This window comes from Tardiphaga sp., from assembly GCF_044340795.1.
Taxonomy (GTDB): Bacteria; Pseudomonadota; Alphaproteobacteria; order Rhizobiales; family Xanthobacteraceae; genus Tardiphaga.
Map to the genome: position 1 here is coordinate 1 of NZ_JBIISY010000040.1, position 15106 is coordinate 15106.

The window sequence follows — 15106 nt, forward strand, 5'->3', positions numbered from 1 at the left end:
TGAGGCGAAGAACCTCTCGGCTTTGCGCTCCAGCCATGTCTTCGGAGATTATGGATCCCGGCGTTCGCCGGGATGACAGGGGAGTATGGGGTTGGCTCTGTCGCTCGCCTTGCGTTCGGCGCTGTGATGCCGCACAGAACCCCGGCAATGACCGTCGAACATATCAAGCAAAGCAGTCCCGCGATGCGTGATCCGGACGCACCGGCCGCGATCGATGTCGCGCATCTGGTGAAGGTCTACAAGACCAACCGAGCGGTGGACGACATTTCGTTCTCAATCGCACGCGGCAGCATCACCGGACTGCTCGGCGGCAATGGCGCCGGCAAGACCACGACCATCGCCATGATCATGGGACTGGTGCTGCCGACCTCGGGCAAGGTGTCAGTGCTCGGTCATGCGATGCCGGAGCAGGCTGCTGATGTCCTCGGCCGGATGAATTTCGAGAGTCCCTATGTCGATATGCCGATGCGGCTGACCGTGCGGCAGAACCTCACCGTGTTCGGCAAGCTCTATGCGGTGCGGAACCTGCGCGAGCGCATCGCGCAACTGGCCTCTGATCTCGACCTCACCGATTTCATCGATCGCGCCAGCGGCAAGTTGTCCGCGGGGCAGAAGACGCGCGTGGCGCTGGCCAAGGCGCTGATCAACGAGCCGGAGCTCCTGTTGCTCGACGAGCCGACGGCCTCGCTCGATCCCGATACGGCCGACTGGATCCGTGGCCATCTGGAAAAATACTGCCGCGGCCACAACGCGACGATCCTGCTCGCCTCACACAATATGCTGGAGGTGGAGCGGCTATGCGATCGCGTGATCATCATGAAAAAGGGCCGCGTCGAGGACGATGACAGTCCGGCCGGCATCCTGCAGCGCTACAATCGCACCACGCTCGAAGACGTGTTCCTCGATGTCGCGCGCGGTCGTGACCGGGAGGCGGCGCAATGAACCTTGTCGAGCAGATGCGCGGCCTCGCCATGCATCGCATCAATGCGATGGTCCTGCGCTATTGGTATCTGCTGCGTTCGTCATGGCCGCGGATGCTGGAGCTGATCTACTGGCCGGCACTGCAGATCATCACCTGGGGCTTCCTGCAGAGCTATATCTCGCAGAATGCCGGCTTCTTCGCGCAAGCGGGCGGCACGCTGATCGGCGCCGTCATCCTGTGGGACATCCTGTTTCGCGGCCAGCTCGGCTTCTCCATCTCGTTCCTTGAGGAGATGTGGGCGCGGAACCTCGGCAATCTCATGATGAGCCCGCTCAAGCCCATCGAGTTCCTGATGGCGCTGATGATCATGAGCCTGGTGAGACTTGCCATCGGCATCATCCCGATGGTCATTCTCGCGGCAGTGTTCTTCCACTTCAATCTGTTGAACTTCGGCCTGCCGCTGATCGTGTTCTTCTGCAATCTGATTTTCACCAGCTGGTCACTGGGGATCTTCGTGTCGGGACTGGTGCTGCGCAACGGGCTCGGTGCCGAGAGCATCGTCTGGACGCTGATGTTCGGACTGATGCCGCTGGTCTGCGTCTATTATCCGGTGTCGGTGCTCCCTGGCTGGCTGCAGCCCGTCGCCTGGTGCCTGCCGCCGACCTATGTGTTCGAGGGCATGCGGGCACTGTTGTTCGATCAGGTATTTCGTGGCGACCTGATGCTGGGCGCGCTGGCGATCAATGCGGTGCTATTCGCCGTGTCATTTGCGTCGTTCCTGTTGCTGCTCAACAGCGCCAAGCGCGCGGGATCGCTGATCTCGGGCGGGGAGTGAGGCCTATCCTGTAGGGTGGGCACGCTTCGCTTTGCCCAGGCCTATCCTGTAGGGTGGGCACGCTTCGCTTTGCCCACCCTACGGCCGCCTCACCAAGAGGGGCGGATTCAACCATTTGCTCATGGGAAAAAGGGCGATTTTACCTTGTTCCCGCCCTGCCAATGGAATGCGCGCATTGACGCTTTCTAAGTCAGTCTCCACTATAGTGCGCTGCAACAACGTGATGAACGTATGTGAGGACAGATGCCGATAGGTGAATTTGGCCGGCCGCCGGAGCTGCCGACAGAGACCGCGCCCGGTATGACCGCGCCGATGTACTGGATGTATGAGATGGCCTACGCGTCTCTCAGTCCGGCGCGCGCGATGTCCGACGCCACCCGGATGATCCTGCAGAACCCGCTCAATCCGTTCGCCCAGACGGATCTGGCCAAGCAGATCACCGCCGGCTGCGAATTGTTCGAGCGCACCACGCGCCGCTACGGCAAGCCGGAATGGGGTCTTCATGACACCGAGGTGAATGGTGTCCGTACGCCGGTCGAGGTCCGCTCGGTGTGGGAAAAACCATTTTGCCGTCTTTTGTATTTCGACCGCAAGCACCCCCGCCCCCTCCGCGCGCCGCAGCCGCGCGTGCTGATCGTGGCGCCGATGTCCGGCCACTACGCCACGCTGCTGCGCGGTACCGTGGAAGCCTTCCTCCCGACCCATGAGGTCTACATCACCGACTGGTCAGATGCGCGCCAGGTGCCGCTCGCAGCCGGCCGCTTCGATCTCGACGACTACATCGACTATGTGATCGAGATGTTCCACGTGCTCGGCGGCAACGTCCATGTGCTCGCGGTGTGCCAGCCGGCAGTGCCGGTGCTCGCAGCCGTGTCGGTGATGGAAGCCGAGAACGATCCCTATGTGCCGACATCGATGACGCTGATGGGCGGGCCCATCGATACGCGCAAGAACCCGACCGCGGTGAACGATCTCGCAGCCGAAAAGGGCATCGACTGGTTCCGCAACAATGTCATCACCAAGGTGCCGTTCCCGCATCCGGGCGTGATGCGCGACGTCTATCCGGGCTTCCTGCAGCTGAACGGCTTCATCAGCATGAATCTCGACCGCCACATGGACGCGCACAAGAAGCTGTTCGAGAATCTGGTGAAGGGCGACGGCGATCTTGTCGACAAGCATCGCGAATTCTACGACGAATATCTCGCGGTAATGGACCTGACGGCGGATTATTACCTGCAGACCGTCGAGACCGTGTTCATCAAGCACGCGCTGCCGAATGGCGAGATGCTCCATCGCGGCAAGCTCGTCGATCCCTCGAAGATCGTGAACGTCGCGCTGATGACGGTGGAGGGCGAAAAGGACGACATCTCCGGTCTCGGGCAGACCGAAGCGACGCATACACTCTGCACATCGATCCCCGATGATCGTCGTGTGCATTACGTGCAGCCCGGTGTCGGCCACTATGGCGTCTTCAATGGATCGCGATTCAAGTCGGAGATCGTGCCGCGCATCTGCGATTTCCATGCAAGCGCAACGCATGCACGTCGCAAAGCTGCTGCTGCTGAGTGATTCATTTTCGCATCGTCGCGCATGAGTGCGCGACGATGCGAAAGCAGCGTTTGAATCCGACGTTCAACGCGCGTCCGGTTGTATCTTTATTCGGTTAAACCCTTGAAAAATTAGCGGTAAACCGGATTTTTCACCTATCCTCAAGGGGTGGTGCGCGATTCAATCCTAAACTCGATTCTTGGCCGTATTTTTGAATCAAGATTCGTGTTTCCAGCTACATTCCGTAGGGGACAAATCACCCCAAGACCCATTATCTTGGGCAAATGATTTGTTTTTGCGCCGAGCCGTTTTCATGGCGGCGGTTATGGCAGTCTCCGGTCGACCTTCTGACGACCGGAACTCCTGACATGGCCTTTCGCGCACTACTTTATCGCCGTCCCACGGAACCAGACACCATTGCGGTCAAGCACGGCTCGCAAATCTTCGCCATCCGGCTGCGCAGGCACCGCCGCGCGACGAGATATACACTCCGGATTCATCCAAGCGATCGCGAAGCCATCCTGACCATGCCGCCGCGCGGCACCCTGGTCGATGCGAAGGACTTCGCGCAACGTCACGGCGCGTGGATTGCTGCGCGTCTTGGTCGTTTGCCGAAGGCGGCTCCTTTTCAACATGGCACCGTCGTGCCGCTGCGCGGCGTCGATCATAAGATCGTTCACCGTTCCGGTCGCGGAACCGTGTGGACGGAAGTGCGCGACAGCGGCGAGAAGATCATCTGTGTCGCCGGCGATGTCGAGCACATCGATCGACGTGTCCACGATTTCCTCAAGCGTGAGGCGAAGGCTGATCTTGCCAAGTCGTCGGCGAAATATGCCGCGCAGCTGGGCGTCAAGGTGAAGCGCATCCAGATCCGCGACCAGTCGAGCCGCTGGGGCTCGTGCACGACGGAAGGTTCGCTGTCATTCTCCTGGCGTCTGATCCTGGCGCCGGCCTTCGTGCTGGATTATCTCGCCGCGCATGAAGTGGGGCATCTGGTGGAGATGAACCACTCGCCAAAGTTCTGGCGGCTGGTAGGGAAAATCTGTCCGGCCACCGAGCGGGCCAAGAAGTGGCTCGATACGCATGGCAACGACCTGCATCGGTTCGGGGTGAGCGAGTAAAACTCCCTGTCATCCCGGCGAACGCCGGGATCCATAGCCTCCGAGTTCAAAGTTGAAGCTCTGTTTTGTCGGGCTTCACATCACAACCTCTTCTTCGGAGGTTATGGGTCCCGGCGTTCGCCGGGACGACAAGGGAGAGAGCGGCGGCGCCTCTACCGCCCGAACAAGCGCTCCGACAACCATCCATCGATCCCGCCGCTCGCCTCCGGCCGCACATTCTGCTGCTGCGGGCGCGGCCGCTGCTGTGCGGGATAGTTCGCCTGTGTCGGCGGCGCATCGTTGGGCTGCTGGCGATAGCCGTTATAGACCGGCGCGCTCGGCACATAGCCGCGCTCGGGCGGCAGGTCGCGCTGTTGCGGCGGCGGTGGCTGCTGGGGCGCCGTCGAGCCCGGCAAAATGCTCGAGAGCGCCTGGCCGATCGGATTGGTGCTGAAGGCGCTCGATGGCGCGAGACCCGGCACCGGCTCGGGCTGCAGGCCCTGATGGGCGACCTTCATGAAGCGCGACCAGATATCGACGGGCAGTCCGCCGCCGGTGGCTTTCTTCGTGGGCGAATTGTCGTCATTGCCGAGCCAGACGCCGGTGATCAGCTGCGAGGTGTAGCCGATGAACCAGGCATCGCGGAAATCCTGGCTGGTTCCGGTCTTGCCGGCGGCGAACCAGCCCGGCAGCTCCGCCTTCTTGGCGCTGCCATTGACCAGCGTCTGCTGCATCATCGTGTTCATGGCGGCGACGGCGCGGGCGTCGATCACGGCGCTCGGCGTCGCATTGCGGCGGGCATAGAGCGTCTTCTTGCCTTCGACGGTGCGGATGCGGGTCACCACATAGGGCGCGGCGGCATAGCCGCCATTGGCGAAGGGCGCATAGGCGCCGACCAGCTCCATCATCGACACTTCCGACGTGCCGAGCGCGATAGAGGCATTGGCTTCGAGTTTCGACGAGATGCCCATGCGATGCGCGGTGCGCACCACGCTGGCCGGGCTGACTTCGAGGCCGAGCCTGACAGCGACCGTGTTCAGCGACATCGACAGCGCCTGGGTCAGGGTGACCGAGCCGAAATATTCGTGGGTGTAGTTCTCCGGCCGCCAGCCCTTGATGTCCAAGGGGGCGTCCTGCCGGATCGTCTCCGGCGTCATGCCGGATTCGATGGCCGTGAGATAGACGAAGGGCTTGAAGCTCGAGCCTGGCTGCCGCTTGGCGGTGACGGCGCGGTTGAACTGGCTCTCGGCATAATTGCGGCCGCCGACCATGGCGCGCACCGCGCCAGTCGGCGTCATCGCCACCAGCGCGCCCTGGGTCACGTTGAACTTGACGCTCTTGGCGGCCAGTTCGTCGATGATGGTGCCTTCGGCAAAGCTCTGCAGCTTGGGATCGATGGTGGTCTCGACGACGATGCTCTCGTCGACCTGGCCGACGAGATCGTCGAGCACTTCGCCGATCCAGTCGGCGACGTAGTTCACGGTGCCGGCGCCGACCGGCTTCACATTGTATTGCGGCGCGCCGGTCGAGCCCCTGGCCTGGGCGGCGGTGATGAATTCGGCATCCTGCATCGCCGCCAGCACGATCTTCGCACGGGCTTCGGCGCCTTCGGGATTGCGGTTCGGAGCGAGGCGCGACGGCGACTTGACGAGGCCGGCCAGCATGGCGGCTTCGGCGATGGTGACGTTCTTGGCGCTCTTGCCGAAATATTTCTGCGCAGCGGCTTCGACGCCATAGGCGCCGGAGCCGAAATAGACGCGGTTGAGATAGAGTTCGAGGATCTGGTTCTTCGAGTGCTTGCGCTCCAGCCAGAAGGCGAGCTCCACCTCCTGCAGCTTGCGCTGCATGGTGCGCTCCTGGGTCAGGAACAGGTTTTTCGCGAGCTGCTGGGTCAGCGTCGAGCCGCCCTGCGACACGCCGCGATGCATCAGGTTGGCCGCCGCGGCGCGTGCGATGCCGATGGGATCGACGCCCCAATGCGAATAGAAGCGGCGGTCCTCGATGGCGATGAAGGCTTTCGGCAGATAGGGCGGCAGATTCTTCAGCGAAACATTGTCGCCGGCCTGTTCGCCGCGGGTGGTCAGCACCGTGCCGTCGATGCCGACGATCTGGATGGTGGGCGGGCGCTTTGGAATTTCCAGCGACTGGATCGGCGGCAGATGCGCGCCGACATAGACGATGGCGCCGCCGATCAGGATCGCAGCCCACAGGCCAAGCACGGCGCCCCAGTAGAACATCCGCTTGATGCTGCGGCCGAAGCCGCCGCGGCTCTTGCTGCGCGCCTTGCTGGAGCTGCGTCCCTTGCGTGGTTTTTCACTGGGCTCGCGCTTCGGTGCCTTCTTCGGCCGCTCTTCGTCACCGCCGCCAGGTACGCGATCGGCCTGCGTGAGTCGCAAATCGGACAATGCCGCAGAGATGCCGAAAGTCGGCTCCTTGCGCCCACCGCCTTTTTTCTTGCCCCACGCCATACGCAAACACCACGCTCCGTTACCGGTCAGCGTATCGGCAGCGGTTTAAGGTGCCGTAAAGCGAAGATTAACGCATTGGAAACGGAGTTCCATCTCGTGCGTTACATTTATGCGGCGATGAGCGCCGTGCATCGAACGAACTGATTGATCCCGCATGCGGAATTCGGTGAATGTAGGTGAGGCGCAGATGTGGTGCGCGCGGGGAGAGGCGTTCGAGTGACGTTGCAATCAGCGGGTGACGGCAAGCTTCCCTCCGCGGTGATCGATCCGCAGCGGCTCGCCGTGCTGCGCAGCTATCAAATGCTCGACACGGCCCCGGAGCCGGAATTCGACGATATCGTCATGCTTGCCCGCCAGATCTGCGACGCGCCGATGGCATTGATCTCGCTGGTGGACGCCGATCGGCAATGGTTCAAGGCCGCCAATGGCCTTGATATCTGCGAGAGCGAAATCGAGACGTCGGTCTGCGCCCATGCGCTGACGGTGCCCGAGACGCTCAACATTCCCGACCTCACGCTGGACGAGCGCACGAAGAACAATCCCCATGTCACCGGCGAGCCGCATCTGCGCTTCTATGCCGGTGCGCCGCTGATCGCGGCAGAAGGCGTCGCCATTGGCACGGTGTGCGTTGTCGATACCGCGCCACGGCCCGGCGGCCTCCGCCCCGATCAGCTCAATGCGCTGGAAGCACTGGCGCGGCAGGTGATGACACAGTTCGAACTACGGCGTGATCTGGTCCGCGCATATGGGCAATCTCGCAGCCATGCCGCCACGCCTTTGGTGCTGGCCGGCGATCGCGTTGGCGATCTCGAGGCGCGCTACTACACACTGTTCAATTCGCTCGATGCCGGATTCTGCGTCGTCGAACTCGCTTTCGATGCGGACGGTGCGCCGAGCGATTACAAATTCGTCGAGATCAATGCGGCCTTCGAGGGCCAGACCGGCCTGCACGATGCGGCCGGCAAATGGATGCGTGATCTCGCACCCAAGCACGAGCAGCACTGGTTCGATCTCTACGGCAAGGTTGCACTCACCGGCCAGTCGGTGCGGTTCGAGCAGCGCGCCGAACAGCTCGGCGATCGCTGGTACGACGTTCATGCCTTCCGCATCGGCGCGCCCGAGGCGCGCCAGGTGGCGATCCTGTTCAATGATATCACGACGCGCCGTCACACCGATCAGCAGATGCAGCTCATCAATGCGGAGCTTGGCCATCGCATGAACAATGCGATGGCGCTGGTGCAGGCGATGGCATCGCAGACGCTGCGTGGAATCAAGGAGCGTGACGCGGTGGATGCCTTCGAGCGCCGGCTCGATGCGCTCAGCCGCGCACATAGTATCTTGCAGCAGCACAGCTGGACGTCAGCGGGATTGCGCGAAGTGATCGCAGGAGTCCTTGCGGCGCATGCAGATCCGTCGCGCGCCAAACTCGACGGGCCGGACATCGCGCTGGATCCAAAGGCTGCGCTGTCGCTGTCGATGCTGCTGCACGAGCTGGCGACCAATGCGGTAAAGTACGGCGCGTTGGGCAATCATGATGGCCATGTCGCCGTGTCGTGGACGACGGAGAACGGCACGCTGGTGTTGGACTGGCACGAGATCGGAGGCCCTGAAACGAAGGCGCCATCGCGAAAAGGGCTGGGGACGCGGCTGATCGATCTCGGCATCGCCGGAAGCGGTGATGTGGTCAAGAGCTACGAGCCAGGAGGTTTTCGCGCGACGTTTAGGGCGCCACTGGAGAAAGTGGAAAAGGGCGCTTAAACCCTCCCTTTAGGGCTACTCACCGCTTTGGGGTGGGAGAGTCCATTGGCGCCGGGACTCGCCTGTCGTCCCGGCGAACGCCGGGACCCATAACCTCCGAAAGCGTGATGAGCAGAAACCGCCACCACGTGCGCGCCTCGACCAGTTCGACGCAGTGTATGGATCCCGGCGTTCGCCGGGATGACGTGGAGATTTGGTCTACTCCAATCCCTGCACCACCGCCGGCTTGTCACCCGTGGGCGCTGGCGTGTCCGGCTTCGCTTCGACCACAGGCGGTGCCACCGTCGGCGGCGCTTCTGCTGCGGCAGGAGGTGTCGGCGCAGCAGCGGGCGCTTCCGGTGTCACTGCTTCCGCCGGCTTCGTCTCCGTCACGGCCGATTGCTGCACCGGCGCTGGTGCCGGCACGGCAGCCGGTTCAGCCGGCTTCTCCGCGATCGGCTTGTCGATCACCGGCGGCTTTTCCACGGCCACAGGCTTTGCCGGTGTCGCGACGGCCTTCACCGGCGGGGCCTTTGGCAGTGGCACGGTGGCGGTCTGGTTCGCCACTTTCTGCTTGGGTGCCGGGGCTGCGGCCGGAGGCGTGCTGCCGGCAGTGCCCGCGGCCTTCGGATCGAACGGCGGCCGGCGATATTGCGGCAGTTCCGGCAAGGCGGATTGCGGGCCGTAGCGCGCCACGACTTCCTCATTCATCCGCTCGCCCATCTGATAGGCTGGCATGAAGCGCAGGATGCGGCCGGTGCGAGCATCGATCACCATCCGCCCGTCCTCGCCGCGGCGATCGACGGCCGCCACGGTGTAGACGAGCCCGCGTTGCTGTGGCGCGCCGAGGGGCGAAAAGCCGGCTTCGCGGATGACGGCATAGATTTCGTGCGGCGGCAGGACCGACGGCGCGTAGCCTTCGACGTAACGCGGCGCGCCGCCGTAAGACGGACCGGGCACGTGAATGCGCGGCGGCGGCATCGACGCATAAGGTCCGGGTTCCTCGAAATCCGACACCCGCACGTCGCCCCGCATCGGCGGCAGGACCTGAGCCTGCACAGCCGTCGCCAGCATGAGGCCAGCCGCGGTCAGACAACCCACAGTGAATTTCATTGCACGCTCCATCGACGCCCCCGCGCCCGGAGATAAATAAAGGCTCGATTCCGAGCCCGAATTGACTTCTGTCAGCGCCTCGCGAAGTTCCCCGCCTCAGGCGTTAACGGACAGGCGCAACCTCGCTGCGGATTTCGGCAGGGAAAGGGCCGGATCGCGGCACCTTTTGGCTGTCCGTGGCGGTTTGGTAACACCTTGTCACAAGCGTTTTGCCATGCGCTGTTGCATTGCGACGGCGGACTCCCTTGCGCTTGTGTGCTAGATAAAAGTTTGGCAAGGTGATGGTTAGGACAGCATCACTGTCGCAATTTTTTGTGGCAGAACCCGCATTGGGTCTGCGACAAAACCAGGCGCTCCGGTTAAGGAGGCGCCTGTAAGGCAGGATATGGGGCCGGCCACCGGGGACGGAGGGCAGCCACCAGTCTGAATTCTGAAAACCAGGCTCGCAAGGCGCGCGAGCGGTAGCCCAAGAGGGTTCCGCGAGCGTCAAAGGTGCGCCGACAAGGGTGGCAGAGCCCCGACATGGGGGCTGAGAGGACGAAGATGAGCGGATCAGAGCACGAGCGCCAATTGATCGAAACCGGCACGCATGCGGCGGCCCCGGCTATCAAATCGGCTCACGTGAAAGATTCGGCCATCAAACCTGAACTGCACACCTATCGTCCGCCGGCGCTGGGCATGTACGACCCGTCGCAGGAAAAGGACGCCTGCGGTGTCGGTTTCATCGCCAATATAAAGGGTGTTAAGTCGCATCAGATCGTCTCTGATGCCATCAACATTCTCTGCAATCTCGAGCACCGCGGCGCCACCGGCGCAGATCCGCGCTTCGGCGACGGCGCTGGCATTCTCGTGCAGATCCCGCACAAGTTCTTCAGCCGCAAGGCCACGGAGCTCGGCTTCGAGCTGCCGGAGCCCGGCCAGTATGCCGTTGGCGCGCTGTTCATGCCGCGCGATGTGCCGTGGCGGAAGGTGCTGCAGGGCATCATCGCCGACCAGATCAAGGCCGAAGGCCTGAAGCTCTTGGGCTGGCGCGAAGTGCCGACCGACAATGCCTCGCTCGGCGAAAGCGTGAAGCCGACCGAGCCGTCGAACATGCAGGTGTTCATCGGTATCGGCAAAGCCAAGATCGCTGATCCCAGCGACTTCGAGCGCCGTCTCTATATCCTGCGCAAGTCAATCTCGCAGGCGATCTATTCGCGCCGTGAGCGCGGCCTGTCGGGCTATTACTGCTGCTCGCTGTCGTGCCGCACGGTCATCTACAAGGGCATGTTCCTGGCCGACCAGCTCGGCAGCTATTATGCCGACCTGCACGAAGCGGATTTCGAATCCGCACTCGCTCTCGTGCATCAGCGCTTCTCGACCAATACTTTCCCGACCTGGTCGCTGGCGCATCCGTTCCGCATGGTTGCGCATAACGGCGAAATCAACACGCTGCGCGGCAACACCAACTGGATGGCCGCTCGCCAGGCTTCGGTGGAGTCGGACCTGTTCGGCAAGGATATCAGCCGGTTGTGGCCGATCTCCTATGAAGGCCAGTCGGACACCGCCTGTTTCGACAACGCGCTCGAATTCCTCGTGCAGGGCGGTTACTCGCTCGCGCATGCGGTCATGATGATGATTCCGGAAGCGTGGGCCGGCAATCCGCTGATGGATGAGCAGCGCCGCGCCTTCTACGAATATCACGCCGCGCTGATGGAGCCGTGGGACGGTCCCGCCGCGCTCGCCTTCACCGACGGCCGCCAGATTGGTGCCACGCTGGACCGTAACGGCCTGCGTCCGGCCCGCTATCTCGTCACCAAGGACGATCGCATCGTCATGGCGTCGGAAATGGGCGTTCTCGACATTCCGGAAGAGAACATCATCACCAAGTGGCGCCTGCAGCCCGGCAAGATGCTGCTGGTCGATCTTGAAGAGGGTCGCCTGATCCCGGACGAAGAGATCAAGGCCGAACTCGCCGCCAGCCATCCTTATGCGCAGTGGCTGCAGAACACCCAGATGCGCCTGGAAACGCTGCCCGACGCGCCGTCGACGGGCCAGCGCTCAAACCTGCCGCTGCTCGCGCGCCAGCAGGCTTTTGGCTACACCCAGGAAGACATCACCATTCTGATGACGCCGATGGCGTCGCAGGGCGAGGAAGCTGCCGGCTCTATGGGCACCGACACGCCGATCTCGGCCCTGTCGAACAAGCCGAAGCCGCTCTACACCTATTTCAAGCAGAACTTCGCGCAGGTCACCAACCCGCCGATCGATCCGATCCGTGAGGAGCTCGTCATGAGCCTCGTCTCGATCATCGGTCCGCGGCCGAACCTGCTCGACCATGAAGGCGTCGCCACCACCAAGCGTCTCGAAGTCCGTCAGCCGATCCTGACCGACCAGGATCTCGAGAAGATCCGCTCGATCTCGGACGTGGCCGACTCGCACTTCGTGTCGCGCACCCTCGACACCACCTTCCATGCCGGTCTCGGCGCGGCGGGCATGGAGCAGGTGCTGGACGAACTCTGCGCGCGTGCCGAAGGCGCGGTGCGCGAGGGCGTCAACATCATCATCCTGTCGGACCGCATGGCCGGCTCGGATCGTATCCCGATCCCGGCACTGCTGGCCTGCGCCGCCGTGCATCACCACCTGATCCGCACCGGCCTGCGTACCTCGGTGGGCCTCGTCGTCGAATCCGGCGAGCCGCGCGAAGTGCATCACTTCGCCTGTCTCGCAGGCTATGGCGCCGAAGCGATCAACCCGTATCTGGCCTTCGAATCCATCATCGCGATGAAGGACCGGCTACCGGCCAAGCTCGACGACTATGAAATCGTCAAGCGCTACATCAAGTCGATCGGCAAGGGCCTGCTGAAGGTGATGTCCAAGATGGGCATCTCCACCTACCAGTCCTATTGTGGCGCGCAGATTTTCGACGCGGTCGGCCTGCGCACCGAATTCATCAACAAGTACTTCGCCGGCACCCACGGCAAGATTGAAGGCGTCGGTCTGCCGGAGATCGCCGAGGAAACCGTGCGTCGCCACAACGAGGCGTTCGGCGAGATCCAGATCTTCAAGAACGCGCTCGATATCGGCGGTGAATACGCCTATCGCAGCCGTGGTGAAGATCACGCCTGGAGCGCCGAGACTGTCGCTACGCTGCAGCATGCGGCGCGCGGCAATTCGCAGGAGCGCTACCGCGCTTTCGCGAAGATGCTCAACGACCAGGCCGAGCGCCTGCTGACCCTGCGCGGCCTGTTCAAGATCAAGACCGCCGAGGACGAGAAGCGCAAGCCTGTTCCTCTCGAGGAAGTCGAGTCGGCGGCCGAGATCGTCAAGCGTTTCGCCACCGGCGCCATGTCCTATGGCTCGATCTCGCGCGAGGCGCATACCACGCTCGCCATCGCCATGAACCGGATCGGTGGCAAGTCGAATACCGGTGAAGGCGGCGAAGAGTCGGATCGCTTCAAGCCGATGCCGAATGGCGACAGCATGCGCTCTGCCATCAAGCAGATCGCGTCTGGCCGCTTCGGCGTGACGACGGAATATCTCGTCAATTCGGACATGATGCAGATCAAGATGGCGCAGGGCGCGAAGCCCGGCGAAGGCGGTCAGCTGCCCGGCCACAAGGTCGATGCGACGATCGCCGCCGTGCGCCACTCGACCCCGGGCGTCGGCCTGATCTCGCCGCCGCCGCATCACGACATCTATTCGATCGAAGACATCGCGCAGCTGATCTATGACCTGAAGAACGTCAATCCGACGGGCCAGGTCTCGGTGAAGCTGGTGTCGGAAATCGGCGTCGGCACGGTCGCCGCGGGCGTCGCCAAGGCGCGTGCGGATCACGTGACCATCGCCGGCTTCGAAGGCGGCACCGGCGCGTCGCCGCTGACCTCGATCAAGCATGCGGGTTCGCCGTGGGAAATCGGCCTCGCCGAAACCCACCAGACGCTGGTGCGTGAACGCCTGCGCTCGCGCATCGTCGTCCAGGTCGATGGTGGCTTCCGCACCGGCCGCGACGTCGTCATCGGTGCGCTGCTGGGTGCCGACGAGTTCGGCTTTGCGACGGCTCCGCTGATCGCGGCGGGCTGCATCATGATGCGCAAGTGCCATCTCAACACCTGCCCGGTCGGCGTCGCCACCCAGGATCCGGTGCTGCGCAAGCGCTTCACCGGCCAGCCCGAGCACGTGATCAACTACTTCTTCTTCGTCGCCGAGGAAGTCCGCGAGATCATGGCCCAACTCGGCTATCGCACCTTCGACGAAATGGTCGGCCAGGTGCAGATGCTCGACCAGTCGGCCCTCGTGTCGCACTGGAAGGCCAAGGGTCTGGACTTCTCGAAGCTGTTCGTGCGCCAGCCCGAACTGCCCGGCCAGAAGATCTATCACTCGGAAGAGCAGAACCATCACCTGGAGAAGGTGCTGGACCGCGAGCTCATCGCCAACGCTCAGCCGGCGCTCGACCGCGGCGCGCCGGTGAAGTTCGATGCCAAGATCAACTCCACCAACCGTTCGGCCGGCGCCATGCTGGCGGGCGCGGTGGCGAAGATTTACGGCCATGCCGGCCTGCCCGAGGACACCATCAAGGTGTCGCTGAAGGGCACTGCCGGTCAGGCCTTCGGCGCCTGGCTGTGCAACGGCATCACCTTCGATCTCGAAGGCGAAGGCAACGACTATGTCGGCAAGGGCCTGTCGGGCGGCAAGATCATCGTCCGTCCGCCCGCGCATTCGGGCATCGTGCCGGAAGAGTCCATCATCGTCGGCAATACCGTGATGTATGGCGCGATCGAGGGCGAATGCTACTTCCGCGGCGTCGCCGGCGAACGTTTTGCCGTGCGTAACTCCGGTGCGGTGGCTGTCGTCGAAGGTGCCGGCGATCACTGCTGCGAATACATGACCGGCGGCATCGTCGTGGTGCTCGGCAAGACCGGCCGTAACTTCGCGGCCGGCATGTCCGGCGGCATCGCCTATGTCCTCGACGAGGCCGGCGATTTCGAGAAGCTGTGCAACATGGCGATGGTGGAGCTCGAACCGGTCCTCTCCGAGGAACTGGTCGCGCAGAACACCTATCACCACACCGGCGATCTCGAAGCCCATGGCAAGGTGGACGTGTTCGCCAACCTGCTGGAATCGGACATCGAGCGTCTGCACATCCTGATCTCGCGCCACGCCAAATATGCGGGCTCGAAGAAGGCGCAGATGATCCTCGCCGACTGGAAGGCCTGGCTGCCGAAGTTCCGCAAGGTCATGCCGGTCGAATATCGCCGCGCGCTCAAAGAGCTGAAAGCGAAAGCCGCCGACGCCGAACCGCAGATCGCGATCGGCGCGTAAGGCGAAAGAATAAACTCGCCGTCATTGCGAGCGCAGCGAAGCAATCCAGAGCCACACGGACGAAAGAACTGGATTGCTTCGT

At 62.9% G+C, this 15106-nt stretch carries 8 protein-coding genes; 6 read left to right on the forward strand and 2 right to left on the reverse strand.

From position 1 onward, the window contains the following. Nucleotides 1-183 precede the first annotated feature (183 nt). The 4 genes from ACIQ17_RS09135 to ACIQ17_RS09150 all read left to right on the forward strand — a co-directional run bounded on the left by ACIQ17_RS09135 (nucleotide 184) and on the right by ACIQ17_RS09150 (nucleotide 4426). Nucleotides 184-942, forward strand: a complete 759-nt coding sequence (locus ACIQ17_RS09135; RefSeq protein ID WP_398467641.1) for an ABC transporter ATP-binding protein — start codon at nucleotides 184-186, stop codon at nucleotides 940-942. Beyond that, nucleotides 939-1757 carry an ABC transporter permease gene (locus tag ACIQ17_RS09140; protein WP_398467643.1) on the forward strand — a complete coding sequence of 273 codons (819 nt, stop codon included), beginning with the start codon at nucleotides 939-941 and terminating at the stop codon, nucleotides 1755-1757. Before ACIQ17_RS09135 ends, ACIQ17_RS09140 begins: the two co-directional genes overlap by 4 nt. A gap of 243 nt (nucleotides 1758-2000) precedes the next feature. Then, a complete protein-coding gene (locus ACIQ17_RS09145; protein WP_398467645.1) occupies nucleotides 2001-3326 on the forward strand; it encodes a polyhydroxyalkanoate depolymerase in 1326 nt (441 codons plus the stop codon). Nucleotides 3327-3589: 263 nt separating this feature from the next. Next, nucleotides 3590-4426 carry a M48 family metallopeptidase gene (locus ACIQ17_RS09150; RefSeq protein ID WP_398467647.1) on the forward strand — a complete coding sequence of 279 codons (837 nt, stop codon included), beginning with the start codon at nucleotides 3590-3592 and terminating at the stop codon, nucleotides 4424-4426. 152 nt (nucleotides 4427-4578) lie between these two features. Here ACIQ17_RS09150 and ACIQ17_RS09155 read toward each other — a convergent pair whose 3' ends face one another. After that, complete coding sequence (locus ACIQ17_RS09155) at nucleotides 4579-6873, reverse strand: transglycosylase domain-containing protein (RefSeq protein WP_398467649.1); 2295 nt, start codon at nucleotides 6871-6873, stop codon at nucleotides 4579-4581. A gap of 216 nt (nucleotides 6874-7089) precedes the next feature. Here ACIQ17_RS09155 and ACIQ17_RS09160 point away from each other — a divergent pair, with 216 nt between their 5' ends. Beyond that, nucleotides 7090-8631, forward strand: coding sequence for a sensor histidine kinase (locus ACIQ17_RS09160; RefSeq protein ID WP_398467651.1), 1542 nt, complete (start codon nucleotides 7090-7092; stop codon nucleotides 8629-8631). Between the two features lie 198 nt (nucleotides 8632-8829). On the opposite strand, the gene ACIQ17_RS09165 is transcribed toward ACIQ17_RS09160, so the two are convergent. Next, nucleotides 8830-9723 carry a hypothetical protein gene (locus ACIQ17_RS09165; protein WP_398467653.1) on the reverse strand — a complete coding sequence of 298 codons (894 nt, stop codon included), beginning with the start codon at nucleotides 9721-9723 and terminating at the stop codon, nucleotides 8830-8832. Between the two features lie 543 nt (nucleotides 9724-10266). Between ACIQ17_RS09165 and gltB the strand changes: the two genes are divergently transcribed. Beyond that, complete coding sequence (gene gltB, locus ACIQ17_RS09170) at nucleotides 10267-15024, forward strand: glutamate synthase large subunit (protein WP_398467656.1); 4758 nt, start codon at nucleotides 10267-10269, stop codon at nucleotides 15022-15024. Nucleotides 15025-15106: the final 82 nt, after the last annotated feature.